This is a genomic window from Bradyrhizobium sp. USDA 4454 (assembly GCF_054822705.1).
In genome coordinates this window covers 2,009,222-2,034,103 of record NZ_JBTRCN010000001.1, presented here as the reverse complement: position 1 = coordinate 2,034,103, position 24,882 = coordinate 2,009,222, and the positions used below count along the sequence as shown (strand labels likewise).

The 24,882-nt window shown below is 64.5% G+C and carries 28 protein-coding genes, 2 pseudogenes and 1 riboswitch; of the genes and pseudogenes, 20 read left to right on the top strand and 10 right to left on the bottom strand.

The features are described from left to right. The first annotated feature begins 9 nt into the window (after positions 1-9). Positions 10-1,578 (top strand): DUF4403 family protein, encoded by a 1,569-nt coding sequence (locus ACVIW0_RS09185; protein ID WP_461357284.1) that lies wholly within the window; start codon positions 10-12, stop codon positions 1,576-1,578. Positions 1,579-1,606: 28 nt separating this feature from the next. Then, positions 1,607-1,879 (top strand): annotated as a pseudogene (locus ACVIW0_RS09180) (ABC transporter substrate-binding protein); the annotation flags it as partial. A 128-nt stretch (positions 1,880-2,007) separates the two neighbouring features. Here the strand turns inward: ACVIW0_RS09180 and ACVIW0_RS09175 are convergent. Together ACVIW0_RS09175 and ACVIW0_RS09170 are read right to left on the bottom strand one after the other, a co-directional pair. Next, positions 2,008-2,160 carry a hypothetical protein gene (locus tag ACVIW0_RS09175; protein ID WP_461352021.1) on the bottom strand — a complete coding sequence of 51 codons (153 nt, stop codon included), beginning with the start codon at positions 2,158-2,160 and terminating at the stop codon, positions 2,008-2,010. Positions 2,161-2,278: 118 nt separating this feature from the next. Then, complete coding sequence (locus tag ACVIW0_RS09170; protein ID WP_461352020.1) at positions 2,279-2,566, bottom strand: hypothetical protein; 288 nt, start codon at positions 2,564-2,566, stop codon at positions 2,279-2,281. A gap of 343 nt (positions 2,567-2,909) precedes the next feature. Between ACVIW0_RS09170 and ACVIW0_RS09165 the strand changes: the two are divergent. Together ACVIW0_RS09165 and ACVIW0_RS09160 are read left to right on the top strand one after the other, a co-directional pair. Continuing rightward, positions 2,910-3,551: pseudogene (locus tag ACVIW0_RS09165) on the top strand (glycerophosphodiester phosphodiesterase family protein); the annotation flags it as partial. Continuing rightward, the gene (locus ACVIW0_RS09160; protein ID WP_461352019.1) at positions 3,469-4,353 is read left to right on the top strand and encodes a glycerophosphodiester phosphodiesterase family protein; all 885 of its coding nucleotides are present in this window, start codon (positions 3,469-3,471) and stop codon (positions 4,351-4,353) included. The pseudogene ACVIW0_RS09165 and the gene ACVIW0_RS09160, both read left to right, overlap by 83 nt. Positions 4,354-4,389: 36 nt before the next feature. Here ACVIW0_RS09160 and ACVIW0_RS09155 read toward each other — a convergent pair whose 3' ends face one another. Next, entirely contained in the window at positions 4,390-5,955 is a 1,566-nt protein-coding gene (locus tag ACVIW0_RS09155) for an acid phosphatase (RefSeq protein WP_461352018.1), read from the bottom strand. Between the two features lie 206 nt (positions 5,956-6,161). Between ACVIW0_RS09155 and ACVIW0_RS09150 the strand changes: the two genes are divergently transcribed. Next, positions 6,162-7,307 carry a cytochrome-c peroxidase gene (locus ACVIW0_RS09150; RefSeq protein WP_461352017.1) on the top strand — a complete coding sequence of 382 codons (1,146 nt, stop codon included), beginning with the start codon at positions 6,162-6,164 and terminating at the stop codon, positions 7,305-7,307. 46 nt (positions 7,308-7,353) lie between these two features. Here the strand turns inward: ACVIW0_RS09150 and ACVIW0_RS09145 are convergent, their stop codons facing one another. The 3 genes from ACVIW0_RS09145 to ACVIW0_RS09135 all read right to left on the bottom strand — a co-directional run bounded on the left by ACVIW0_RS09145 (position 7,354) and on the right by ACVIW0_RS09135 (position 9,048). Continuing rightward, positions 7,354-7,560: a hypothetical protein gene (locus ACVIW0_RS09145; RefSeq protein WP_461352016.1), complete on the bottom strand. Its 207-nt coding sequence runs from the start codon at positions 7,558-7,560 to the stop codon at positions 7,354-7,356. A gap of 229 nt (positions 7,561-7,789) precedes the next feature. Continuing rightward, on the bottom strand, positions 7,790-8,314 hold the full coding sequence (locus ACVIW0_RS09140) for a PRC-barrel domain-containing protein (RefSeq protein WP_461352015.1): 525 nt from the start codon (positions 8,312-8,314) through the stop codon (positions 7,790-7,792). 356 nt (positions 8,315-8,670) lie between these two features. Further along, positions 8,671-9,048, bottom strand: coding sequence for a PRC-barrel domain-containing protein (locus ACVIW0_RS09135; protein WP_021079972.1), 378 nt, complete (start codon positions 9,046-9,048; stop codon positions 8,671-8,673). Positions 9,049-9,386: 338 nt separating this feature from the next. On the opposite strand from ACVIW0_RS09135, the gene ACVIW0_RS09130 reads away from it, so the two are divergent. Together ACVIW0_RS09130 and ACVIW0_RS09125 are read left to right on the top strand one after the other, a co-directional pair. Then, the gene (locus ACVIW0_RS09130) at positions 9,387-10,124 is read left to right on the top strand and encodes a response regulator (protein WP_409902747.1); all 738 of its coding nucleotides are present in this window, start codon (positions 9,387-9,389) and stop codon (positions 10,122-10,124) included. Positions 10,125-10,126: 2 nt separating this feature from the next. Further along, the gene (locus tag ACVIW0_RS09125) at positions 10,127-11,485 is read left to right on the top strand and encodes an ATP-binding protein (protein WP_461352014.1); all 1,359 of its coding nucleotides are present in this window, start codon (positions 10,127-10,129) and stop codon (positions 11,483-11,485) included. Between the two features lie 20 nt (positions 11,486-11,505). Here ACVIW0_RS09125 and ACVIW0_RS09120 read toward each other — a convergent pair whose 3' ends face one another. Further along, positions 11,506-11,715, bottom strand: coding sequence for a hypothetical protein (locus ACVIW0_RS09120; RefSeq protein WP_461352013.1), 210 nt, complete (start codon positions 11,713-11,715; stop codon positions 11,506-11,508). A gap of 389 nt (positions 11,716-12,104) precedes the next feature. Between ACVIW0_RS09120 and ACVIW0_RS09115 the strand changes: the two genes are divergently transcribed. From ACVIW0_RS09115 to ACVIW0_RS09085, 7 genes are all read left to right on the top strand, one after another. Next, a complete protein-coding gene (locus tag ACVIW0_RS09115) occupies positions 12,105-12,644 on the top strand; it encodes a transglycosylase SLT domain-containing protein (RefSeq protein ID WP_461357283.1) in 540 nt (179 codons plus the stop codon). A 73-nt stretch (positions 12,645-12,717) separates the two neighbouring features. Next, positions 12,718-12,861: riboswitch (TPP riboswitch) on the top strand. Then, positions 12,849-13,862: an FAD-dependent oxidoreductase gene (locus tag ACVIW0_RS09110; RefSeq protein WP_461352012.1), complete on the top strand. Its 1,014-nt coding sequence runs from the start codon at positions 12,849-12,851 to the stop codon at positions 13,860-13,862. It overlaps the preceding riboswitch by 13 nt. Then, the gene (gene thiS, locus ACVIW0_RS09105) at positions 13,853-14,050 is read left to right on the top strand and encodes a sulfur carrier protein ThiS (protein WP_021079978.1); all 198 of its coding nucleotides are present in this window, start codon (positions 13,853-13,855) and stop codon (positions 14,048-14,050) included. The genes ACVIW0_RS09110 and thiS overlap by 10 nt, the downstream gene beginning before the upstream one ends. A gap of 165 nt (positions 14,051-14,215) precedes the next feature. Further along, positions 14,216-14,998 carry a thiazole synthase gene (locus ACVIW0_RS09100; RefSeq protein ID WP_461352011.1) on the top strand — a complete coding sequence of 261 codons (783 nt, stop codon included), beginning with the start codon at positions 14,216-14,218 and terminating at the stop codon, positions 14,996-14,998. Further along, entirely contained in the window at positions 14,985-15,593 is a 609-nt protein-coding gene (locus ACVIW0_RS09095; RefSeq protein WP_461352010.1) for a thiamine phosphate synthase, read from the top strand. The genes ACVIW0_RS09100 and ACVIW0_RS09095 overlap by 14 nt, the downstream gene beginning before the upstream one ends. Positions 15,594-15,778: 185 nt before the next feature. Beyond that, positions 15,779-17,707, top strand: coding sequence for a phosphomethylpyrimidine synthase ThiC (thiC, locus tag ACVIW0_RS09090; protein WP_461352009.1), 1,929 nt, complete (start codon positions 15,779-15,781; stop codon positions 17,705-17,707). A gap of 291 nt (positions 17,708-17,998) precedes the next feature. Further along, entirely contained in the window at positions 17,999-18,394 is a 396-nt protein-coding gene (locus tag ACVIW0_RS09085; protein WP_461352008.1) for a hypothetical protein, read from the top strand. Between the two features lie 167 nt (positions 18,395-18,561). On the opposite strand, the gene ACVIW0_RS09080 is transcribed toward ACVIW0_RS09085, so the two are convergent. Beyond that, a complete protein-coding gene (locus ACVIW0_RS09080; RefSeq protein ID WP_461352007.1) occupies positions 18,562-20,220 on the bottom strand; it encodes a flavin-containing monooxygenase in 1,659 nt (552 codons plus the stop codon). Between the two features lie 158 nt (positions 20,221-20,378). On the opposite strand from ACVIW0_RS09080, the gene ACVIW0_RS09075 reads away from it, so the two are divergent. The 3 genes from ACVIW0_RS09075 (at position 20,379) to ACVIW0_RS09065 (ending at position 21,921) form a co-directional block, all read left to right on the top strand. Continuing rightward, a complete protein-coding gene (locus ACVIW0_RS09075; protein ID WP_461352006.1) occupies positions 20,379-20,774 on the top strand; it encodes a hypothetical protein in 396 nt (131 codons plus the stop codon). Positions 20,775-20,903: 129 nt separating this feature from the next. Continuing rightward, complete coding sequence (locus tag ACVIW0_RS09070) at positions 20,904-21,380, top strand: NUDIX domain-containing protein (RefSeq protein WP_461352005.1); 477 nt, start codon at positions 20,904-20,906, stop codon at positions 21,378-21,380. A gap of 25 nt (positions 21,381-21,405) precedes the next feature. Next, the gene (locus ACVIW0_RS09065; protein WP_461352004.1) at positions 21,406-21,921 is read left to right on the top strand and encodes a mismatch-specific DNA-glycosylase; all 516 of its coding nucleotides are present in this window, start codon (positions 21,406-21,408) and stop codon (positions 21,919-21,921) included. Positions 21,922-22,002: 81 nt separating this feature from the next. Here ACVIW0_RS09065 and ACVIW0_RS09060 read toward each other — a convergent pair whose 3' ends face one another. Beyond that, positions 22,003-22,437 carry a hypothetical protein gene (locus ACVIW0_RS09060; protein WP_461352003.1) on the bottom strand — a complete coding sequence of 145 codons (435 nt, stop codon included), beginning with the start codon at positions 22,435-22,437 and terminating at the stop codon, positions 22,003-22,005. Between ACVIW0_RS09060 and ACVIW0_RS09055 the strand changes: the two genes are divergently transcribed. From ACVIW0_RS09055 to ACVIW0_RS09045, 3 genes are read left to right on the top strand one after another with little or no spacing between them, the layout of a single operon-like run. Beyond that, complete coding sequence (locus tag ACVIW0_RS09055; RefSeq protein ID WP_461352002.1) at positions 22,425-23,060, top strand: YeeE/YedE family protein; 636 nt, start codon at positions 22,425-22,427, stop codon at positions 23,058-23,060. The genes ACVIW0_RS09060 and ACVIW0_RS09055 overlap by 13 nt on opposite strands. 2 nt (positions 23,061-23,062) lie before the next feature. Beyond that, complete coding sequence (locus ACVIW0_RS09050) at positions 23,063-23,527, top strand: DUF6691 family protein (protein WP_461352001.1); 465 nt, start codon at positions 23,063-23,065, stop codon at positions 23,525-23,527. A gap of 4 nt (positions 23,528-23,531) precedes the next feature. Beyond that, positions 23,532-23,918: a RidA family protein gene (locus ACVIW0_RS09045; RefSeq protein ID WP_461352000.1), complete on the top strand. Its 387-nt coding sequence runs from the start codon at positions 23,532-23,534 to the stop codon at positions 23,916-23,918. A gap of 185 nt (positions 23,919-24,103) precedes the next feature. On the opposite strand, the gene ACVIW0_RS09040 is transcribed toward ACVIW0_RS09045, so the two are convergent. Continuing rightward, the gene (locus tag ACVIW0_RS09040; protein ID WP_461351999.1) at positions 24,104-24,865 is read right to left on the bottom strand and encodes an SOS response-associated peptidase; all 762 of its coding nucleotides are present in this window, start codon (positions 24,863-24,865) and stop codon (positions 24,104-24,106) included. Positions 24,866-24,882: the final 17 nt, after the last annotated feature.

The window sequence follows — 24,882 nt, the reverse complement described above, 5'->3', positions numbered from 1 at the left end:
GGGGGAATGATGCGTCTACCGATGCATCCAAGAACGATCGCACTCGGCATCACGGTCGTGCTGATCTCGTTCGCAATCAGCCTCAAGGCTATGGACTGGCTTTCGCCAGGTGCCACCCTGCAGAAGCCGCAGCTCGCCGAGCTGCCGCCGCTGCCGCAGGCGCCGCGGTCCTCGACGGTCGTGGCGCAGGTCTCGGTCGCGCTGTCGGCGATTCGCGACGCCGCCGAACGCGGCGCGCCGAAAACCTTCGGCGGCAAGGCCGACAATCCGGTGCAGCAGATCCTGCAAAATGCCGACATCGGCTGGACCGCATCGCGCGGGCCGATCGCGGCCACCGGCGCGCAGGACGTACTGACGCTGACGACCCCGATCAGTGGCACGCTCAAGGTCACCGGATCGCTGTCGGCACAGGCGACCGGCGCGGTCAGCAATGCACTTGGCAGCCTGCTCGGCGGCAACGTCGCCAAGCAGATCGGCGCCGTCAACATCAAGAATATCAACGCCAATGCCGACATCAAGGGCGGCGTCACCCTGACCGCGCGGCCGAAGCTCGGCGCGTCCTGGCGGATCGAGCCGAACCTGCAGGCGCAGGTCAATCTCGGCGACACCAGCTTGTCGGCCGCCGGCGTCCGCATCAGCGTGCCGGCCCAGGTCAAGCCGGTGATCGATAAGGCGGTGGCCGACCAGATCTCCGCGGTCGAGACGCGATTGCGCAACGACCCGGTGTTCCAGGACAACGCCCGCGCGCAGTGGACCAAGGCTTGCCGCTCGCTCCCGCTGCAAGGCACCGGCGGCACCGCGTCGATGCCGCCGTTGTGGCTCGAGCTGCGGCCGACCCGCGCGATCGCGGCGCAACCCAAGGTCGATGCGTCCTCGGTGATCCTGACCATGGGGATCGAGGCCGAGACGCGGATCACCGAAACGCAGACCACGCCGAACTGCCCCTTCCCCGACAAGCTCTCGATCGTGCCGCCGATGTCGAGCCAGATCGCGATCGGCCTGCCGGTCGACATGTCCTTCACCACGCTGACGCAGCTGGTCGAGGCGCAGCTGAAGGGCAAGACCTTCCCCGAGGACGGTTCCGGCCCCGTCGGCGTCACCGTCAAGAGCGCGAGCATCGCGGCCTCCGGCGATCGGCTTTTGATCTCGCTTCTGGTGCACGCCAAGGAGAAGAAGAGCTTCTTCGGCCTCGGCGCCGAGGCGACGGTGCACATCTGGGGCCGGCCGCGGCTCGACCAGGCGGCGCAGACGCTGCGGCTTGCCGACGTCGAGCTGGCGGTGGAATCCGAGGCGGCGTTCGGCCTGCTCGGCGCGGCCGCGCGCGCGGCGATCCCGCACATGCAGCAGGCGCTGGCCGACCGGCTGGTCGTCGACCTCAAGCCGTTCGCGGCCAATGCGCAGCGCAAGATCGCCGCCGCTATCGCCGACCTGCAAAAGAACGAGGAAGGCATTCGGGTCGACGCCGACGTCAACAGCATCCGCCTGGCCGACATCGCGTTCGATTCGAAGACGCTGCGGGTGATCGTGGAGACCGACGGCACCATCAAGGCCGCCGTCACCGCATTGCCGTCGCTATAGCCTTCGCCCTCTCCCCGCTCTTTGCGGGCCGACCATGATCCAGGTCGGCCTGTATTCGGCGACCATGCATTACCTGAAGGCGATCGAGGCCGTTGGCACCGACGAGGCGCCGCAGGTGATGGCGCAGATGCGCGCCACGCCGGTCAACGACTTCTTCGCCAAGAACGGCCATATCCGGATCGATGGCCGCATGGTGCACGACATGTATCTGTTCGAGACCAGACTGATCGCCGCCGTGCCCGGCGACGAAGCCTTCCGCCCGCTCGACAAGGGCGGCTGCCCGCTGGTGAAGTCGAACTGACCCGTGCGCCGCTGCGGGCTATCGGGTTTGCCCGAAGCCGATGAAAAAGAAAACGCGCCCGGCCAGACCGGGCGCGTTTTTCCTTGCGCGACTGGCTCCGGCTATCGCCTCGTCAGCCGCGATCGCGCCTAATCAACGTTCGCGCCCGGGATCATCCAGGTCGCATAGGTCTGCCAGACGCCATCGCCCAGATTGCGCTGATAGGCGATGAAATCGGCATGGTCGCCGTGCACGAGCTCATAGCGATAGTACCTTGAGAGGTCGTCGATCTGCCTGGTCATGAAACGTCTCCGTCATAAGGGAAAGTCCTGTCTTTCGACGTAGTCGGCGCGCGCCCAACGTCAATAGAATGACGTTTATCATTCAATCACAGGTACGCGATCCGATTGGAGCGCCGCTTCAGCGCCGGGTACGATGCGAGATGTGGCGCGGCGCCTGAACGACGCCGATGCCGCTCTCCTCCGCCTGAAGCCGCTGCAACACCGCGGGCGGCTCGAGCACCAGTTTGGCCGCAGGCGTCGGCGCACCATTGTTGAGCACGTCGCGATAGGGATAGATCGACTGGTAGGCGGCAGGCTCGGGGATCGCAGCCTGCGCCGAGGCCGCCGCCGCGGCACCGGCCGACAGCGCCGCAACAAGCGCGACGGTTTTCAACGTCCTTGCGAGGTGGGAAATCCTGGTCGTCATGGAAACGCTCCCGCGATTTACATCGCATACGATTAACTCGTTCCCGCCCAATAAAGGCATGGAACAGTCGGTCTTCAAGTATCCCGATTTAATCGGATGCGATTTATTCGGGCGCGGCGCTTCAAATATCCGTGTGATCACAGACCCGGGAGGTCTCCGGCATGACCGTCCGGTCCGACGCTGGGCGCAAAGCGTGACGGCGAACCGCGGTGACGATCTCGCCGCCGGCGGACATCACAAGAAGCCTTGTCTGTCGGGCTGCATTTGTCGGCCCGACCCGTCAGTCATCCGCTTGTCAGGAGATTGAGACAAGAACACAACAGCGTCGGCCTTGTCGGGCCTTATGGCGTTCGGCCTGGCGCGCTACACAAAAGATGGAGACATAGCCGTGAAGCAGATGGGTTCGCGACGGAAGATACATGTTGCAGCGATGCTGCTCGGCGCGACGGCCCTGGCGATCCTGCTGCCGTCGATCGCGCCGGCGCAAACCGGCCCGGCACCTTCAGGCGCAAAACCGTTCCTGACCGTCGACGGCAAGCTGCCGCTGGTGATCGGGCATCGCGGCGTGCCGGGCCTGGTGCCCGAGGAGACTGAAGCCTCGTACGAGCTCGCCGCCGACCTCGGCACCGACTCGCTCGAAGAGGACCTGCATCTGACCAAGGATTGCGTCCTGGTGGCACGCCACAATCCATGGCTCGGCGACAACACCAACGTCGCCGAAGTGGCGAAGACCAATGCGGAGGTCGCCAACCGCAAGCGCACGACGGCGGGCGTCCGCGTCAAGGTGAAATGGGCGCAAACCCCGACCAGCGGGCCGGCCGAATATCTGACCGACCTCGTCGACCCCGCCGATCCCAAATCGGTGCTGAAGGCGCTGATCGTCGACGGCGACGATCACACCAATGACTGGTCGATCACCGATTTCACAATGGCCGAGCTCAGGACCTGGATCGCCGGCACCACCTATGATGCGGCCAACGAACGGCCAAAGCTGTTCAACGGCAAGTTTCCGATCATCAGCTTCCAGGACATCATCGACATCGCCAAGGCGAAGAGCAAGGCGACGCGGACGTTCGATCTCGGTCTATCCGGAAACCAAGAACCCGACCTGGAACAACGCCCAGGCGATCGCCAATGGCTGCGGCGCGCCCGGCAGCCATCCGCTCGAGGACGCCCTGATCAAGATCATCAAGGAGAACGGACTCAATTCAAAGGACGCGCCGATCATCGTGCAGAGCTTCGAGCCCGGCAGCCTGAAATACATGCGCAGCCACGGACTGGAAACGCGGCAGGTCCAGCTGATCGACGGCAACGGCGTCGACTTCAAGACCGGCAAGGTGCTGCTCAACAACATCGCCAATTCCCGCCCCTACGATTGGACGGTTGCGGGCGACGGCCGCACCTTCGATGCGATGCTGACGCCGGAAGGCCTCACCGAGATCAAGACCTATGCCGACGGCATCGGCCCGTGGAAGGCCTATATCGTGCCGTACAAGATCTTGCCCTGGAAGGACGAGAGCATCGACGGCAAGCCCACCAAGGGATCGACGGCCGACGCCGCGACGCAGGACGCTACCAGCGTGATCGCCGACGCGCACAAGCTCGGCCTGTTCGTGCATGTCTTCACGTTCCGCAACGAGAAGAAATATCTGGCCGCCGACTATCGCGGCGATCCGGCCCTCGAATACCTGAAGTTCTTCCGCCTCGGCGTTGACGGGGTATTCACGGATTTCACCCACACCGGCGTCGCCGCCCGCGCGGCCTACTTGCGCGAACTCGGCTGGTGACATCCGCAACGCGAAGAGCTCGGGTACACAGCCCCCTCACTGCTGCTTGAGCACCAGCGCGCTGGTCAAGTCGCCGAGCGGCTTCTGACCATGAGCGGCGATCGCAGCATCTCGCACGGTGATACCGTGCAGCGTCGGCAGTGCGAATCGGCGCGTGATGAAGCGCAGGATCGAGGTCGTATCCATCGGTGTATGATCGACATAGCCGCGGCGCGCATAGGGAGAAACGATGATGGCCGGGATGCGTGAGCCAGGGCCCCAACGGTCGCCCTTCGGAGGCGCCACGTGATCCCACAGGCCGCCATTCTCGTCATGGGTGATGACGACCAGCATATGCGGCCATTGCGGGCTCTTCTCGAGATGCGCGACCACTTCGGCGATATGGCTATCGCCGGCCTGGATATCGGCATAGCCCGAATGTTCGTTGAGGTCGCCCTGCGGCTTGTAGAATGAAACCTGCGGCAGCTTGCCGTCGTCGATCACTTTGATGAACTCCTTGCCGGCCAGGCCGCCGTCACGCAGATGCTCGGCGCGGGCCGCGGTGCCCGGCGCGAAGCTGGCATAGTAGTTGAGAGGCTGGTGGTGATATTGGAAGTTTGGCACCGGCGACTTGTTGCCGTGGTCGAGCACATCCTGCCACGCCCCGCTATACCAGGCCCATGTCACGTGCTTGAGGCTGAGCATATCTCCGATGGTGGGCTCGATCTGCGGCGTCAGCGTCGTTGCATTCCCCGGATCGGCATAGGCCTTGTCGCCATCCTTCGCAGGGTCGTTGCCGCTCGGCTGATAAGGCGGCTGCATGGTGTTCACGGCGTAGAAATCCGGCGTGAGATTGCCGTCGCCGACATATTTCGGAATGCCGTCCATCGCCGATTTCGGTGAATTGGCAGCCTCCTTCAATGTCACGCCGTCGCGCTCGACAACGGAGATCGACGGCTTGGCGGGGTTGGTGTCGGCATCGGGATAGTAAGGCACGCAGGCGCAGACCAGCCATTGATGGTTGAGGAAGGAGCCGCCGAAAGCTCCCATGAAGAAATTGTCGGCCAGCACATATTTCTGGGCCACCTTCCACATCGCCAATTTCGATCCGTCCCAGAGGCTTATCGCGAGGGCGCCCGAGTCGGCATGGGCGACGAATTTGTCGTTGCGCCCGCCGTTGATCTGCATCTGGTTCTGGTAGAAGCGATGCCAGAGGTCGCGCGTGATGGTGCCGTAGCTGAGCCTGAAGCCCTTCGGGTCGTCAGCGTAGAAAGGGCGATTGGGCAGATGCTCGGTCTCGGCCTGAGTGATCGGCGGCGTGACGCCCTTGGCGGTCAGGCCTTCCCAGATCGGCGGCAACTCACGGAACGGCTTGCCGTCGCGATCGCGCTGGAGCCGCGCCGCGGCGGGTGCCTTCGCCACGCCATTGGCGCGCGGAAAGCTGCCATAGAGATTGTCGAAGCTGCGGTTCTCAGCATAGATCACCACGACCGTTTCGATCAGCGCCAGATCGTCGGCGGCATCCTTCCTGGGGCCTGGACTGTCCCCGGCTGCGAGCGCGGCACCGCCCACACAGATGAAGAAACCCGATGCAAAAAGGACAACCGCCGATCTCGTTCGCATTCGAGCCCCCTGCACTCACCGGACTGTTGCTGCCGTTCCGTTCAGTCTCCGTCATAACCCAGACGTTCAGCCAAGGCACCTCCGGATTGCCATGACGACCTCCCGCCATAGCCCCGGCCTGCAACATGCGGATTAAGCGTTCGGTTTTTGCGTCCACGATCGTCCTGCTGGCTTTGACCTTAGGTTCCAGCCAGGCGAGGCAGGACATGTCACGTGCCGAGGCGCGCCGGCTGGCCGAACGGCTCAGCGCACTCGGCCAGGCCCTTTTTTTCGATCCGTCCCTCTCGCCGTCCGGCAAGCTTGCCTGTTCATCCTGCCACGATCCCGCGCACGGTTTCGGCCCGAACAATGCCCTTGCGGTGCAACTCGGAGGTGGCGACCTGCGCCAGCCGGGGGTGCGTGCCGTACCCTCCCTGAAATATCTGCAGGTGGCGCCGGCCTTCACGGAGCATTTCCACGACTCCGAGGACGATGCAGATGAAAGCGTCGACAACGGCCCGACTGGCGGCCTCACCTGGGACGGTCGAGTCGACCGTGGCGCCGACCAGGCCAGGATTCCGCTGCTGTCTGATTTCGAGATGGGCAATCGGGACGAGGCCAGCGTGGCCCGCCGGGTGCTTGACGCAGGCCACGGCAAGAAGATTGCTGCCATCACCGGGGTCAAGAAAGCCACTGATCCCGCCACCGTTTACAAGACCGCCCTCAAGGCGCTCGAAGTGTACCAACAGGACTATCGGACCTTTTATCCCTACTCGAGCAAGTATGACGCCGTGCTGGCCGGCAAGGCCGAACTCACGCCCGCGGAAGCGCGGGGGCTCGACCTGTTCAATGCACCGAACAGGGGCAATTGCGCCTCCTGCCATATCAGCCGCCGGGGCAACGATGGCACCCCGCCCCAATTCACCGATTACGGACTGATTGCACTCGGAGTCCCGCGCAATGCTGACATTCGCGCCAACAAGGACCCAGCCTATTTCGACCTCGGCCTCTGCGGACCCCTGCGCACGGATTTCCTGCAGCGCGCGGACTATTGCGGCCTCTTCCGTACCCCGACACTGCGCAATATCGCGCTACGCCAGACCTTTTTTCACAACGGCGTGGTGCATTCCCTGCGCGACGCAGTGCGGTTCTATGTCGAGCGGGAAACCCGGCCCGAGCTTTGGTACCCGCGACGGGCCGACGGTAGCATCGACAAATATAATGATCTGCCCGACAGAGCCCGAGCCAACGTCTGCATGGATCCACCGTTCGATCGCAAGGCTGGTGACGCGCCAGCGCTGACGGCGGCCGAGATCGACGATGTCGTCGCCTTTCTCCGGACACTGACCGATGGATATCAGCCGACGAGGTGACGGCTCACGTCGAACTCGGTGTCTGCGCCGGGTCGTAGGCCTCACTTCAGGAAGATTTGTTGGGCAACCCGAGAAGGCCTGTGATCGCCTCAGCCCCCTTGCCCGAGGCGGAGACTTCCCCATTGTCCCTGATCTCCAGCACGGCGCCATTGGAGAAACTGAGGGACCAGCCATCATCCGCGCCGTTCCGGCGCCGATCGGTTAGCTCAATACCGGCTGCGGAAATCACCGCGGTGGCCTTGTCGACATCCATGGTCGTCCCTCTTGCAGGCGTCGGAAAATTGTTCCTCGACCGTTGGTCGTCAAGTCGAGGTCTCAGCGGGTAAGGAATTGGTGGCAGTATGAACCAGGCCGAGGTTTGTGCAATGTTCCGTATGAACCGTGACGTCATCTCGCAGGCAGCCAAACGGGGGATCCTGCAAGGCGTAGCAAAGCGCGCCCGGCATCGCCGGGCGCGCTCGTCTTTCACAATGCGATACGCGTTAGTCGGTCGAATACTTGAACTCGGGCATAGCCTTCAGCTCGTCCTTGGTCGCGCTGAACACCGCGTGATCCGGATACCAGGGATTCGGCTTCGACGATGTCGTGGCCGGCGCGGCACCCGTGGTGGTCGTCTTGCTGGTGCTGCTGCCGCCGGCGCCGGTATTCGACGCGCCGGTATAGGCGATCGGCTCGTTGACGAACTTCACCTTGTCGATCGGCACGGCGACCAGATGCTCGCCGACGCCAAGGAAACCGCCGACGCCGATCACCACCGCCTTGATGGCGCCGCCCTTGTCCATCAACAGATCATTGATCGAGCCGACGCTCTCGTTGCTGTCGTTGTAGACGCTGAGACCGACCACCTTCGACGCGCGCCAGTTGCCCTTGAACTCGGTCGGCGATGTGGCTGACGTCGACGCCGCAGGAGACATCTTGTCGGCCTTGTCGGTGGGCGTCTGCGCGATCGCGACGGTCGCAAGCAGAGCCGAGCCGGCAACGCCGGCGATGATTGATTTGATCAACATGGTTGCGCTCTCCTCAGTTCGCAAAATCGATGCCAAGAGAACCCCCGATGTCCGTGACTGTTCCTATTGAGCCTGCGCTCAAAAGCCGCTCAGGCATGACGGAACGCCACGTGGTGCAACAAGCATGCATCGGCAATTGTCCGATAGCGGGACGTTGCAGTGCTTGACGAAAGCGATCGCCCCCTCTCAACTAGGGCTGCGGTTGAGCCTCACGACTGCGCCGGACGCGCAGTCCCAGATGTGACGATGTTTGGCTCACTAAGTCGTCCCGGCGAACCGCGCTGCACACGCGACCGCCTCGTCGATCGACCTAATCGACCGACATCTGTCGATCACGCGCGCAGATCGCTGCGCGATCAGAAACCACCCCAATAGGGCGGCACGCCGTAGAAGCGATGCAGCTCGACTTCCTGTGAGCGATCGCCCCAGTCGAAATCCTTGTCGGCGCGGAATGACGGCGCGCGCTTCAACTCGTCATCCTCGATGTCGAGTTCGTAGGCCTCGAACTTCGGGTTGTAGTGCAACCGACCCCAGGGCAGCGGAATCAGATTGGTTCCGATACCCAGGAACCCACCGAAGCTCAGCACCGCGTATGACACCTTGCCGGAGATCTTGTCGATCATCAGCCGCTCGATGTGGCCGATCATGTCGCCATTGGCGCGGCGCACCGCCGTCCCCTCGACCCGGTCGCTTGCAATCAGCTGATGCGGCCTTGTCCTGACCTCGACAGCCATTTCAACCTCCTCAACCTGAACCCTTGTCCGAGCCCTCGCCTCGTTTGGGCCCTTGACTGAACCCTGGCCTGAAAGGGAAACAACGCGTCGCCGGGCAAACGGGTTCCGCCCCGGATACGACAGCAAGCCTTGCCTTTTCCGCTGCGCCCGGCCGCCATGCCTTCCGGTCCCGGCCGGTTGGAGTTCGGGCCGAATTTCAACGTATTAGCTTGATGACAGAACGCTAACTTTTCGTCCCGCCGGGGACCTGTTTAACTCGACAGGCTGGGCAAGACCTAGAAATACACTGAAACAAAATTCCTGAGCCGCTTTCCCCGAATCACGGACAAAAGATCGGTATGACCCAGGCTGCGCCCAATATCCTAGTCGTCGAGGACGATCGCGAGACGCGGTCCCTCATCGCAAAATATCTCCGCACCAATTCCTGCCACGTCACGACCGCCTCCGACGGCCGCGAGATGGCCAAGGCGATGACCGACCACCGCGTCGATCTGCTGGTGCTCGATGTCATGCTGCCCGGCGAGGACGGCCTCAGCCTGTGCCGCAAGGTGCGCGCGGAGTCGCAGACGCCGATCATCATGCTGACCGCACGCGGCGAGGACGTCGACCGCATCCTCGGCCTCGAGATGGGCGCCGACGATTATTTGGCAAAGCCGTTCAACCCGCGCGAGCTGCTGGCGCGGATCAACGCGGTGCTGCGCCGACAGGCCGCCGCGCGCAACGCCAGCGCGATCGAGGGCGCGACCACGCTGACCTTCCTCGGCTGGCGTATCGACATCCGCCTGCGCGAGCTGCGCAACCCCGATGGCGCCCGCGTCGCCATGACAAGCGCCGAGTTCGACCTGCTGCGGACCTTCTGCGAACGACCCGGCCGCGTGCTGTCGCGCGACAGCCTGCTCGACCTGACGCAGGGCCGCAGCGCCGGCTCGTTCGAGCGTTCGATCGACGTGCTGGTCAGCCGGATCAGGCGCAAGATCGAGCCCGATCCGCAGGAAGCCACCATGATCAAGACGGTGCGTTCCGGCGGCTATGTGTTCACTCCGAGGGTGGAGGCGGTTGCCGCCACGAGCAACTGACCATGAAGCTGCTGCGCGTGCCGAGTCTGCGGGGAATCGGCGCCCAGATGGCGGCGCTGGTCGTCGTCTCGATCGTCGCGCTGCACCTGATCATCACCGCCACCTTCCTGATCCACCGCCCGGATCGGCCGGAGCCATCGGATCGCTGGCACACCCAGCTCGCCGCCGCCGCGCAACTGCTGGGGCATGCCCCGGCGTCGGAGCGGCCGCGGCTCCAGGCCGACATCACCCGCGCGTTCCCGCAGCTTGCGGTCGGCGACCTGCCGGCCGACGCCGGCGCGCTCGCCGAGACCGACGCGCCGAGCCTGCACGCGCTGCGCCGGCTCGGCGCCGGCTATCACGTCTACTCGCTGCCGCACGAAGCGGCCGGCACGCCGCATGACGGCGAAATCCGCCGCGTCGCGATCCGCCTGCCCGACGGCGCGATGTTCGCCGCCAATTTGATGCCGGATCAGCACATGCGGCCGTTCTGGGGCGGGCCGTGGATGATGACGGTGCTGTTCGCCGTCATCAGCGTCACCCTGCTCGGCCTGTGGGCGGCGTGGGCGCTGACCGCGCCGCTGTCGTCCTTCGTCAAGGCCGCCGAGACCTTCAGCCTGAACGGCGCCGCGGCTCCGCTGCCCGAGCGCGGCCCGGAGGAGATCCGCTCGCTGGCCAAGGCGCTGAACCGGATGCGCGAGCGGATCACCGCATTGATCGACGACCGCACCAAGATGCTGGCCGCAATCAGCCACGATCTGCGCACGCCGATCACGCGGATGCGGCTGCGCGCCGAATTCATCGAGGACGAGACCAATCGCCACCGCATGCTGCGCGACCTCGACCAGATGCGCTCGATGCTGGAATCGGTGCTGTCGTTCCTGCGCAACGACCGCAAGCTCGAGGAGATGACGCTGGTCGACATCGCAAGCACGCTGCACCTCGTCACCGACCAGTTCGTCGACATGGGACACAAGGTCAATTACGTGGGTCCGCAGCACGCGATGGCGACCGCGCGCCCCGCCGACCTGCATCGCTGCATCACCAATCTGGTCGACAATGCCGCGCGCTTCGGCGGCGAGGTGACCGTTCGCCTCGACATCAGGCCCGACCGCCTCGTCGTCGACATCGAGGACGACGGCCCCGGCATCTCGGACGCGCACAAGTCGAGCGTGCTGGAGCCGTTCGTGCGCGGCGACCAGGCGCGCAACATGGACGAAGCCGAAGGCTTCGGCCTCGGCCTGTCGATCGCCAACGCCATCGTGCTCGCGCATGCCGGCACGCTGTCGCTGCACGATCGCACGCCGCACGGGCTGGTGGTCCGGATCGAATTGCCGGCGCGTCAGCAACCGTTGCAGCCGCAGCAGCGAACCGCAGCCTGATCAAACGAGGCGCGAAGCATTCAGGCGGCGAGCGGCGCGATTTGCGTGTGATCGTAGATCGCGACCGCCTCGAAGCGGTAATTGCAGGCGCGGCAATTCCACAGATAGGACGTGCGGCCTTCGCTGTGCTCGACCCAGTCGGGCCGGGCGATCGGCTTGCCGCATTGCGCGCAGGGATTTTCGCGAGGCATATAGCCAATGTCCTGACGGACTGAATCTTGACGATTCATGGCGCATCTCCCGAATGCTGTTTCTTGCGTGCTTTTTTCTTGCGTGCTTTGGAACGGACAGACGTGCTGACTCAACACGCGCGCGCTGCCTTGCGACGAAGTGTAGACCTTCATCGAGTCGTTTGCACGACAAACTGTTGTGGATAGCGTGCGGCAAAACGCGACCGAGGAAATTGGAAGAAAAACAATTGTTGCAAAAACAATTCTTGGCTGAGTCGATGGAAGCAAACAATTTGAAGCATCCGTCGCGCCCGCGCGGCGTTCGCCTCGCCAGCATCCGGACAATCAGAACGTTCGCTGATGCGAAGGCTTTGCCACATTCCTGCCCGCTCGCCGTACCAATGAGACCGCAGAACCGACGCGCGTTGATCACCCCGAGCGTATCAGAGATGAAGACCGTTCAAACCCTTAGCCGCCTTGCCGTCAGCAGCCTTGCCGCCATTGGATGGCTTGCGTCCTGCGCCGGCGCGAGTGCGCAATCGCGCGCGCAATATGAGGCGATGGTGGCGGCCGAGGCGCAGGCCAATCTGGTGCCGGAAGAGCTGGTGCATCGCGTCATCGTCCGCGAGAGCAAGTACCAGCCGCATTTGATCGGGCGCGGCGGCGCCATCGGAATGATGCAGATCAAGCTCGCGACCGCCCGCGGGGTCGGCTACACAGGTACCGCTGAAGGCCTGCGCGACGCCGCGACCAACCTCCGATACGGCGTCAAATACCTCGCGGGCGCCTATCGTGCCGCCAACGGCGATTTCGATCGAGCCGTGCGTTATTTCGCGGGCGGGTATTACTATGTCGCAAAGCGGCAGCGCGGCGGTCACCTCAAGGAGGCGATGCATGGCGCCGCCGGTGCACCGCCGAAGGAGCTCGCGAAGCAGGATCAGGTGGCGGCCGATCCCGCCGAGCCGAAGCTGGAACAGGCCGCAAAATAAAACCGGTCGCGTCCACGCCTGGCGTAGATGCTTGGCATACAAGTTGACACAGAGGCCCATCCGCCTACATTAGAGCCGTTCCGAGGGGTGCTCCGAAGGAGGAGCTGAGATACCGCAAGCTTGGACGTCGCCATCATGGCGATCAGTCCGGGACCGCGGTGACCCTTTGAACCTGATCCGGGTCATGCCGGCGAAGGGACAGGGATGTATCAGACGTCAAGACCGCGGGGGGATTCCCCCGTCTCCATCATCGGCGCAGGCATCGCCGGCGCCTGGCATGCGCTGTTGCTCGCAGAGGCCGGACGTGCCGTCACCCTGCATGAGCGCAGTGACGCCGCGATGACGGAATCCACAAGCCATTGGGCCGGCGGCATGCTGGCGCCGTGGTGCGAAGCGGAGGCCTCCGAGCCGGTGATCTCACGGCTCGGCATCCGCTCGCTCGATTTGTGGCGCGATCATTTTCCGCAAACCGCGTTCAACGGCTCGCTGGTGGTGGCGCATCCGCGCGACCGCAGCGATTTCGAGCGCTTCGCCCGCCTGACCACCGGCTACCGCAGGCTGGATGCGCAGGCCGTGAGCGCGCTCGAGCCGTCGCTCGAGGGCCGCTTCCGCGAGGGACTGTTCTATCCCGACGAGGGCCATGTCGAGCCGCGCCGGATGCTGCCGCAGCTCCATGCGGCGATCGCCAAGGCCGGCGGCACCATCAGATTTGGCAGCGACGTGGAGGCCGATCACCTCGACGGCCTCGTGATCGACTGCCGCGGGCTTGCGGCGCGCGACCGCGAGCCGAGCCTGCGCGGCGTCAAGGGCGAGATGATCATCATCGAGACTACGGAGGTCGAGCTGTTGCGCCCGGTGCGGCTGATCCATCCGCGCTGGCCGCTCTACGTGATCCCGCGCGGCGACGGCCGCTTCATGCTGGGCGCGACCTCGATCGAGGCCGAGGACAACGGCGTCAGCGTGCGCTCGGCGCTGGAGCTGCTCGGCGCGGCCTATGTGGTGCACCCAGCCTTCGGCGAGGCCCGCATCGTCGAATTCGGCGCCGGCTTGCGTCCGGCCTTCCCCGACAACCTGCCGAAGATCAGGATCGAGCAGGAACGCATCACGGTGAACGGACTCTACCGTCATGGCTTCCTGCTGGCGCCGGCGCTGGCCGAGCTGACGCTCGCCTACATCGCGCGCGGCGAAATCGACAATGAGGTGATGCAATGCGTGTGATCGTCAACGGCGAGCAGCGGGAGATCAACGCCGCCAGCGTCGACGCGCTGTTGGCCGAGCTCGACTACGAAGGCAGCCATTTCGCGATCGCGCTGAATTACGACGTGGTGCCGAAGAGCCGCTGGGCCGAGACGGCGTTGAAGGCCGGCGACGAGATCGAGATCATCACGCCGCGACAGGGAGGGTGATGTGACGCGTGCCCAAACTCTCCCCACGTCGTCCCGGCGAAGGCCGGGACCCATAACCACGACCGGCAATTGGCGGAATGAACGACGCCCCGCGTGCCCCATCGTGAGGCCGCGGCGTATGGGTCCCGGCCTGCGCCGGGACGACAGATTGATTTGAGGAGACACATGGTCACCTTCTACGGCAAATCCTTCCCCTCCCGCCTGTTGATCGGCACGGCGCTGTATCCCTCGCCCGCGATCATGCAGAACGCGATCCGCGCGTCCGGCGCCAGCATCGTCACCGTATCGCTCCGTCGTGAAGCCGCGGGCGGCAAGACCGGCGATGCGTTCTGGGCGCTGATCCGCGAGCTCGGCGTCACCGTGCTGCCGAACACCGCGGGCTGCCGCAGCGTACGCGAAGCGGTGACCACGGCAAAGCTGGCGCGCGAATTGTTCGGCACGCCCTGGATCAAGCTCGAGGTGATCGCCGACAACGACACGCTGCAGCCCGACGTGGTCGGCCTGGTCGAGGCCGCCGGCATCCTGATCAAGGACGGCTTCGAGGTCTTCCCCTATTGCACCGAGGATTTCTCCGTCGCCTCGCGGCTGGTCGAGGCCGGCTGCAAGGTGGTGATGCCGTGGGCCGCTCCAATCGGCAGTGCCAAGGGCATCACCAACCGCGATGCGCTCAAGCTGCTGCGCGACCGCCTGCCCGACATCACCCTGGTGGTCGACGCCGGCCTTGGCGCGCCGTCGCACGCGGCCGAAGCGCTCGAACTCGGCTACGACGCCGTGCTGCTCAACACCGCCGTGGCAAAAGCCGACGATCCCGTTGCGATGGCCAAAGCCTTCCGCCTCGGGGTCGAGGCCGGCCGAACCGCTTACGAAGCCGGGCTGATGCAAGCCCGCGACTTCGCCTCCCCCTCCACCCCTGTCGTTGGGACCCCGTTCTGGCATGCCGTATCCTGATCCATTCTACCCCGTCGTCGACAGCATCCAGTGGGTCGAGCGACTGACAAAACTCGGCGTCGGCACCATCCAGCTGCGCGCGAAGGAGCTCGACGATGCCGGGGCGTTGCAGATCGTCACCGACGCGCTCGCGGTCACCAAGGGCACCGGCACAAAACTCGTCGTCAACGACTACTGGCGCGCGGCCATCGTCGCCGGCGCCGAGCATCTGCATCTCGGCCAGGAAGACCTCGCGGGAGCCGACCTCGCCGAGATCCGCAAAGCCAAACTGACGCTCGGTATCTCCACCCATGACGATGCCGAGCTCGCCACCGCGCTCGCCGCCAAGCCCGACTATGTCGCACTCGGCCCGATCTTCTTCACCACGCTGAAGTCGATGCGGTTCGCGCCGCAGGGCATTCCGAAGATCACCGAGTGGAAGAAGCGGATCGGCAATATCCCGCTTGTCGCGATCGGCGGCATCAAGTTCGAGCACGCCGCCGAGATCTTCGCAGCCGGTGCCTCGTCGATCGCCGTCGTCAGCGACGTCACCCAGAACGCCGACCCCGACGCGCGGGTGCGGCAATGGCTCGGCCTCAGCGCGGAGGCCGCGTGATGCACACAATACCCTGCCCATTCCGTCACCCCCGCGCGAGCGCAAAGCGCTCGTCGCTGGAGGAGCGCGGCACGCGCGTCTCGAAGGGTCGACGGCCGGGCTCGTTCATCCTTCGAGACGCGCTTCGCGCTCCTCAGGATGACGAGGTCAACATATCGCACACGAATTAAAACGGAGGAATCCTCATGAACATCCGCTCCAACCCCGACGCCACCCGTCCCGCCGTCACGACAGGCTCGCTGCCCGCCTCGCGCAAGATCTTCGCGACGCCTGCCGCCGCACCCGACATCCGCGTGCCGCTGCGCGAAATCATCCTGTCGGAAGGCGCCGGCGAGCCCAACCTGCCGGTCTATGACACCTCGGGCCCCTACACCGATCCCAGCGTCACGATCGACGTCAATGCCGGCCTGCCGCGCAATCGGCTCGCCTGGGTCAAAGAGCGCGGCGGCGTCGAGGAGTATGAGGGCCGCACCATCAAGCCCGAGGACAACGGCAATGTCGGCGCAGCCCACGCCGCCAAGGCGTTCACCGCGCACCACAGGCCGCTGCGCGGCCTCGACGGCCACAAGATCACCCAGCTAGAATTCGCCCGCGCCGGCATCATCACCAAGGAGATGGTCTACGTCGCCGAGCGCGAGAATCTCGGCCGCAAGCTTCAGCTCGAGCGCGCGGAAGCCGCGCTTGCCGACGGCGAGAGCTTCGGCGCCTCGGTCCCCGCCTTCATCACGCCGGAATTCGTCCGCGACGAGATCGCGCGCGGCCGCGCCATCATCCCCTCCAACATCAACCACGCTGAGTTGGAGCCGATGATCATCGGCCGCAACTTCCTGACCAAGATCAACGCCAATATCGGCAACTCGGCGGTGACCTCGTCGGTCGAGGAGGAGGTCGACAAGATGGTGTGGGCGATCCGCTGGGGCGCCGACACCGTGATGGACCTCTCCACGGGGCGCAACATCCACACCACCCGCGAATGGATTTTGCGCAACTCGCCGGTGCCGATCGGCACCGTGCCGATCTACCAGGCGCTGGAGAAGTGCGACGGCGATCCCGTCAAGCTGACCTGGGAGCTCTACAAGGACACCCTGATCGAGCAGTGCGAACAGGGCGTCGACTATTTCACGATCCATGCCGGCGTGCGCCTCGCCTACATCCACCTCACCGCCAACCGCGTCACCGGCATCGTCTCGCGCGGCGGCTCGATCATGGCGAAGTGGTGCCTGGCGCATCACAAGGAGAGCTTCCTCTACACCCATTTCGACGAGATCTGCGACCTGATGCGCAAGTATGACGTCTCGTTCTCGCTCGGCGACGGCCTGCGCCCGGGTTCGATCGCCGACGCCAACGACCGCGCGCAGTTCGCCGAACTGGAGACGCTCGGCGAGCTCACGAAGATCGCGTGGGACAAGGGCTGCCAGGTCATGATCGAGGGCCCCGGCCACGTGCCGATGCACAAGATCAAGATCAACATGGACAAGCAGCTCAAGGAGTGCGGCGAGGCGCCCTTCTATACGTTGGGCCCGCTGACGACTGACATCGCACCGGGCTATGATCACATCACCTCGGGTATCGGGGCTGCGATGATCGGCTGGTTCGGCTGCGCGATGCTCTGCTACGTCACGCCGAAGGAGCATCTGGGTCTCCCCGACCGCAATGACGTCAAGACCGGCGTCATCACCTACAAGATCGCCGCCCACGCCGCCGACCTCGCCAAGGGCCACCCCGCCGCGCAGCTCCGCGACGATGCGCTCAGCCGTGCCCGCTTCGACTTCCGCTGGCAGGACCAGTTCAACCTCGGCCTCGATCCCGAGACCGCGAAGAACTTCCACGACGAGACCCTGCCGAAGGAAGCCCACAAGGTCGCGCATTTCTGCTCGATGTGCGGCCCGAAATTCTGCTCGATGAAGATCACCCAGGACGTCCGCGACTACGCCGCGACCCTCAACGACCCGACCGGCGTCGGGATGTCGGCGGCAGGCACCATCGAGGACGGTTTACCCGCCGAAGCCTTGGCGAAGGCGGGGATGGCGACAATGAGCGCCAAGTTCAAGGAGATGGGCGAGAACCTCTATCTCGACGCGGACAAGGTGAAGGAGAGCAACCGGGTGCTGTGAGGGCGCGCCCCCTCACCGCGCGTCATGCCCGGGCTTGACCCGGACATCCATCAGACAACGAAGGCCGGGCGAAAGCCCGGCCTCTTTTGCTTCGAAGGCAGGCACTCCCGCGGAGTGGTCCAATATTTGATCTGGATCAACGAAAGGTCCGCGATCTCATCGCTTTCTATATGCTCAAAGTCGAGGGCGATGTCGGAGGTGTCATCCCCGTTGCCTTGCAGACGACGACAATTCCCACGTCCGGTTCATAGAGAATACTCTATCCCATTGCCTCTTTAACTGGAGAGTTTCATGAAATCTTTCAATGCGGCGCTATTCGTCCTTCTCATTGCGCAATCGGCACCGACCCAGGCCGGGAGTTTGGACGGAGCCTGGGCAATGGACGCATCGGCCTGCAACGACATCTTCACCAAGGTGAACAACAAGCTCGCGTTCAAGCAGAATGCCGATCTCCATGCAGGCGGCTTGATCGTGCAGGGCAAGCAAATCTCCGGCACGTTTCAAAAATGCACGATCAAATCGATGCACGATGATGGACAGAATGTACGATTGGTCGCGGCCTGCTCGGACGGCATCGCGATTTCGGACGTCACATTCGACGTGAAACTCTCCGGAGAGAACACGATCACGCTCAGCTCCAAGGAACCGGTGTCAATGGAGACACCGTATGTTCGCTGCTCGATGTGATCGGGGGTGGCGACGGCTTGAGCAAGTAGCCGGGTGAGCGAAGCGATATCAGGGGCCCTTTGCCGCCGCATATCGCTACGCTCATCCGGGCTACCAGTCCGTAGGGTGGGTTAGCCGAAGGCGTAACCCACCGATTGGTCGACGGGAAGACGGTGGGTTACGCTGCGCTAACCCACCCTACGATGCGAGGCAGGTGTCGCTGCCCCCGCCCCAAACTCAATCTCCTGATACCCCTTTTCCGCCACACCGTTGATGATCGCCAAAAACTTCGGCGTCCCTCCGTTGTAGACGAAGTACCGCACCGTCCCCTCCTCATGCCCGGGGACGTTGGAGTTGTAGCCGGTGAACCAGCCCTTGGCTTTGCGCATCAGCATGATCTCGTACATTTTTGCGACATGTGCGGTCCAGCGCTCTTGCGCCTCCAGCGTGGCGTCGGCGCGGGTCAGGCCGCGGTCCCACATGTATTGCAGCAGATTGGTGCACCAGTTGACGCCGTTCTCGATGCCGCGCGGGAAGTTCGTCGAGGCGGAGGCGCTTTGCGGGCCGGTCGGCATCAACAGGTTCGGGAAGCCGTGCACGAGCATGCCGAGGAAGGTGGACGGCGCGTGCTTCCATTTGTCGGCGAGGCGCGCGCCGCCGATGCCCCTGATATCGATCAGATCGTAGGCGCCGGTGATGGCGTCGAAGCCGGTGGCGTAGACGATGATGTCGAAGGCGTAGTCGCGCTCGGTGGTACGCAGGCCCGTTTCGGTGACGCGGACCAGCGGCGTCTCGCTGAGGTCGACGAGATGGACGTTGTCGCGGTTATAGGCCTCGAAATAGTTTGTCTCCAGCGGCAGGCGCTGCACGCCGAAGCCGTGATCTCTGGGGATCAGCTTCTCCGCAACCTTCGGATCGTTGACGCGCTGGCGGATGCGGCCTGCGATATATTCCGACAGCTCCGCATTGGCGGCTTCATCCATAAAAATCTCGCGGAAGTTCGCGAGCCAGATGCCGAAACCGGGCTCGTCGTAGAGCTTGTCCCACAGTGCCAGCCGCTCCTCGCGGCTCACCTCGTAGAAGCCGCGCTTGTCGGGGCCATGGACGAAACTGCCCGGGGTCAGCGCGCAGGCGGCGAAGATCTCGTCGTAGCGCGCGCGGATGTCGGCCATCTCTTCTTCCGAGATTGCAGAGTTGTTGAGCGGCGCGCTCCAGTTCGGCCGGCGCTGGAACACGGTCAACTCGCCGGCCTTGTCGGCGATCTCGCCGATCAGCTGGATGCCGGTGGCGCCCGTGCCGATCACCGCGACCTTCTTGCCCGCGAGATCGACCGGCTCGTGCGGCCAGTAATAGGTGTGAAATGAGAGTCCCTTGAAGTCCTCGATCCCGGGCACGCGCGGCATGGTCGGCGCGGACAAGAGCCCGATCGCGAGCACGACGAAGCGGCAGGTCAGCTCGCGGCCGTCGTTCAGCTTCAGTACCCAGAGATCGCGCGGCTCGTCGAACTGCATGGTCTCGACCTTGCAGTTGAACTGCATGTACTTGCGCAGATCGAACTTGTCGGCGACGTAGTTGAGGTAGCGCAAATTCTCGGGCTGGCCGGAGAAGCGCTCCTTCCAGTGCCATTCGTCGAGCAGCTCGCGCGAGAACGAGAAGCCGTAGGTGTAGCTCTCCGAGTCGAAACGGCAGCCGGGATAGCGGTTCCAGTACCAGGTGCCGCCGAGATCGGGCGCGGCTTCCAGCACGATGGCATCGATGCCGAGATCGGCCAGCCGCTTGATCTGGTAGATGCCCGCGACGCCGGCGCCGACCACGATCACCTCGTAATAGGTTTTCGCCTCTCCCATGATTCCCGCTCCAAAATTCTTCTTGATCTGTTGGTCTGGATTACAGACCGTTTTGCCGGATCAGGCAACCGCGCCGCGGCGCACGCGACTTGCGTTGAGGCGCTGCAAGCTCCACATCGATCGGTGCGTTTCAAGGCGCGGAAATCCGGACAAGCGACATGACCGACAATCTCACCGGCGTCTGGGACGGCAGCTATGTGCAGCCCAGCGGCATGGTCACCTTCCTGGCAACGCTGATCGACGCCGGCGGCGCGCTCGGCGGCAGCGTGACCGAGCCATGCGTCGCACCGGGCTGCCCGATTAGCACCCACAATGCGTCGCTTGCGGGTCATCGCTCCGGCAGCGCGGTGACGTTCGTCAAGCGCTACGAGCCGGCTGGCTACGGCTATGACACCGTGCATTATGAAGGCGCGGTCAATGCCGATGCGACCGAGATCGACGGCCGCTGGAGCATTCGCGGCACGGCGTTCTCGGGACGGTTCCTGATGGTGCGATCGACCGGTCCGGCGCAGGCGGTGGCGACTGAGGACGAGATCAAGGAGCCGGCGCGCTAAAGCGCGATGAGATTTGGTTGAATCGTCGTCGCGCTTTAGCTTCTTTGTCTGAGCATGATCATTTCGGAAAACCGCTTCGCACTTTTCCGGATCATGCTTTGGCATCGCGGCAAGCTTGCAGGATCGATCATGCCCCAGCGCAGCGCCGGTCTCCTGATGTTTCGCCGCAGTCACGGCCTCGAGGTGCTGCTGGTGCATCCCGGCGGCCCATTTTGGGCGAAGAAGGATGACGGCGCATGGTCGATCCCCAAGGGCCTCCATGAGGAAGGCGAAGATCCGCTGATTGCCGCGCAACGCGAATTCGAGGAGGAAACGGGACAGCGGCCGGCTGGCAGCTTCATCGCGCTTGGCAGCTTCAGGCAGCCCAGTGGCAAGCTGGTCAGCGCCTGGGCCTTCGAAGGCGACTTCGACCTTGCGGCGTTCAGGAGCAACACGTTCAAAATGGAGTGGCCGCCACGGTCGGGCCGGCTCGCGGAGTTTCCCGAGGCGGATCGCGCCGGCTGGTTTGCGTTGAACGAGGCGTTCAGAAAAATTACCAGAGGGCAGCTTGCGCTGTTGCACAGCCTGGTCGAGAAGCTGGGTTTGCCGAAGGGCGAGTTCGACTAGGCAAGGCCACCGGTACCGCGTTGCGATGTCCGACAGCAATCTTCACCGCCTCCCCGACCAGCTCCGCGCCGACCTGCGCTTGGTGTTCGTCGGCACCGCGGCCAGCACACGCTCGGCCGCGGTCGGGCATTACTACGCGCATCCCGGCAACCGGTTCTGTCGCGCGCTGCATGAGGCCGGCATCACGCCGCGACGTTATCGGCCCGACGAGTTCGCGGCATTGCTCGCACTCGGCATCGGCTTCACCGATCTTTCCAAGACCGGCGCCGGGATGGATCATGAGATCGCGCGCCGCTCGTTCGATGTGATCGGCTTCAGGATGAAGATCGAGACATATCGGCCGAAGACCATCGCCTTCACCAGCAAGAAGGCGGCGAGCCTGTTTTACGGCAAAGCGACCAGCGTGCTTGCGCACGGGCCGCAGCCGTCGATCGATGGATTTCCCAATGTGTTCGTGCTCCCGTCGCCGTCGGGTGCCGCGTCAGGGCATTGGAGCTTGCAGCCGTGGCGCGAGCTCGCCGAATGGATCAGGGAAACGTAGGGTGGGTTAGCCGAAGGCGTAACCCACCGTCGCGGATAAAAGTCGGTGGATTACGCTTCGCTAATCCACCCTACGCAACGCTTATTCCTTCAACGTGATCGCCAGCCCGCTGAGATCGACATTGGCCATCAGGCCGACCTGCTTGCCGCTCAGTTCGAGCACCGCGCCGTTCTGGTTGGTCAGCAGGATGCCGCGCACGCCGGCGCCGAGCGCAACGCCCATGCCGGCCGCGGCGTAGACGCCGGCGATATCCTGGGCGCGGCGGATGTTGCGCACCCGGCCCTGCAATGTGGTCTGCGAGCCGCCGAACACGAGGCCGTAATCCAGCCCGCCGGCCGTCAGACCATAGGTCTGGCCATGGAAGGTCAGGACGCCCTTGCCGGCGGAGCCGCCGAACACCCAGCCGCCCTTGAAGATCACGAGCGTCACCGCGCCCTCGTCGGCCAGCGCGGCGGACGATCCGGTGAGCAGCGCCAGCGCGAACAGCACGGCGCGGGCAGCGGATGACAATCTCATGGGGAGTTCTCCAGATCGAATCCCGGCAATCCGACCGGGCGGCGGCACCTCGAAATGCCGGCAAAACACGCGGGATTGCGCTTGTTCATGTTCGCGCGGAGTCTATCATTGCCGCTATATTCGCGCGACCATTGGCGCATGTGCGGCCACCGCTTTGCGCCATCGCTGAGGAGTTTGCGCAACAGGGACCGGCATCGATGCACAATTTCACCCCATTGTCCGGCCTTGCCGGCGGCGCGCTGATCGGGCTCGCCGCAGCGCTGCTGATGCTGCTGACCGGACGAATCGCAGGGGTTACCGGCATCGCCGGCGGCCTGCTCCAGCCCGATACCAGCGATCGCGGCTGGCGTATCGCGTTCATCGCAGGGCTGATCGCGGCACCGCTGACCGCGGCCCTGTTCGGCGCGCCGCTGCCGCGGCCGGCGATGAACGGAAGCCTCGCGGTGATCGCGATCGCGGGCCTCCTGGTCGGGCTCGGCACCCGCATGGGCAATGGCTGCACCTCGGGCCATGGCGTCTGCGGCTTCGCGCGGCTGTCCGGCCGCTCGATCACGGCCACGTTCATCTTCATGACGGCGGCGATCGCGACGGTTGCGATCGTCCGGCACAGTATCGGAGGCTAGCGATGCAAATCCTCGCAAGCTTCATCTGCGGCCTGATCTTCGGCGCGGGCCTACTGATCTCGGGCATGACCGATCCGCAGAAGGTGCTCGGCTTCCTCGACCTGTTCGGCGCCTGGGACGCGACGCTCGCCTTCGTGATGGCGGGCGCGGTTGCGGTAGCCGCCATAGGCTTTGCGATCGCGCGGCAGCGCGCCGCGCCCGCCTTGTCGGCGCGCTTCGTATGGCCCGATCGCAACGACATCGATGCGCCGCTGGTTGGCGGCGCCGTGCTGTTCGGCATCGGCTGGGGCCTCGCCGGCATCTGCCCCGGGCCGGCGCTGGTCAACCTCGCCGGGCTCTCGCTGCCGATCGTGGTGTTCGTCGTCGCGATGCTGGCGGGCATGTTCGGCAACGAGGTCTGGCGCCGGCGGGCGGCCGCGCCAAACATCATCGAAACCTCTCCCCTTCCATCTCGCGCAGACGGGTGACCTCATGACAGAGATCAAGCACTTCCCTCCTCCGCCCGGCGTCCAGGCGCCGCCGCTCTCGTTCGGCGCCCGCGTCGGCGATTTGCTGTTCATATCCGGCATTCCCGGCTTCGACGCCAACCGCGAATTGCCCGACAGCTTCGAGGCGCAGTTCGCCAACGTCGTCACCAACTTCAAGCGCGTGCTGACCGAGGCGGGCGCGACGATGCGCGACCTCGTCAAGGTCAACGTGCTGCTGACCCGCGCCAGCGACGTTGCCGCGATGAACGCGCTCTATGCCGGCGCATTCGGCCCCGCGCCCTACCCCGCCCGCACCACCTGCGTGGTGGTGGCGCTGCCCAATCCGAAGATGCTGATCGAGATCGAGGGCGTGGCGTCAGTGAAGGGGTAACCACCCCATCGTCGTCCTGGCGAAAGCCAGGACCCACTACCCCGAGTGCCGGCTGTTGCGCGGCGCTGGGGCCGCGATCCCGCTTGCAATCAAATGCGGTGGTTATGGGTTGGCTTTCGCCAGGACGACGATGTGGAGAAACGTGGGCGAAACTCGACACCGCGCAGCGCGGCTTCGGCCAGCCGCTAGAACAGCGACCCTTGCCCATCGTCTTCCCGCGCCGTCGTCTTGCGCGGCGCGGCCTTCTTCGGCGCCGGCGCTTCCTCCGCCGCGATATCTTCCGCGGTCATCGGCAGCAGCAATTGCGCGTCGTCGTTGGCGACCGCGTTGACCCGCATCGTCACCTGGTGCCAGGCGAACTCGCCGACGTCGGGCCCCTTCAGCAGCGGCATCACGTCGTCGACGTCGTTGGGCAGGCAGTCGAGCCAGCGCGCGAATTGCTCGGGGCGGATCGTGACGGGGACGCGGTGATGCAGCTGCGCGAGGTCCGCGCTCGCCGGCGCGGTGACGATCGCGACCGTGTCCTGCTCCTCGCCGTTCGGGCCCATCCAGGTCTCGGCAAGCGCTGCGAAGGCGAGCGGATGGCCGTCGCGGCGATGGATGAAGAACGGCCGCTTGCGGCCGCCGGCGTCCTGCCATTCGTAATAGCCGTCGGCCGGAATCAGCGCGCGGCGCCGCTTGATCGCGTTCTTGAAGGCGGGCTTCTCCCGCACGGTCTCAGAGCGCGCGTTGATCAACAGCGAGAAAGTGCGGGGGTCCTTGACCCAGGACGGGATCAGGCCCCAGCGCATCAATTGAAAATGCCGGCCGCCATTCTGCAGCAGCACCACCGGGATCGGCTGGGTCGGCGCAACATTGTACCGCGGCGGAAAATTCGGCTGCTCGATATAGCCGAACATCTCCCGCAAGGCCGCCGGCGGCGAGGTTATGACAAAGCGTCCGCACATATTCCGTCCAGAGTGGT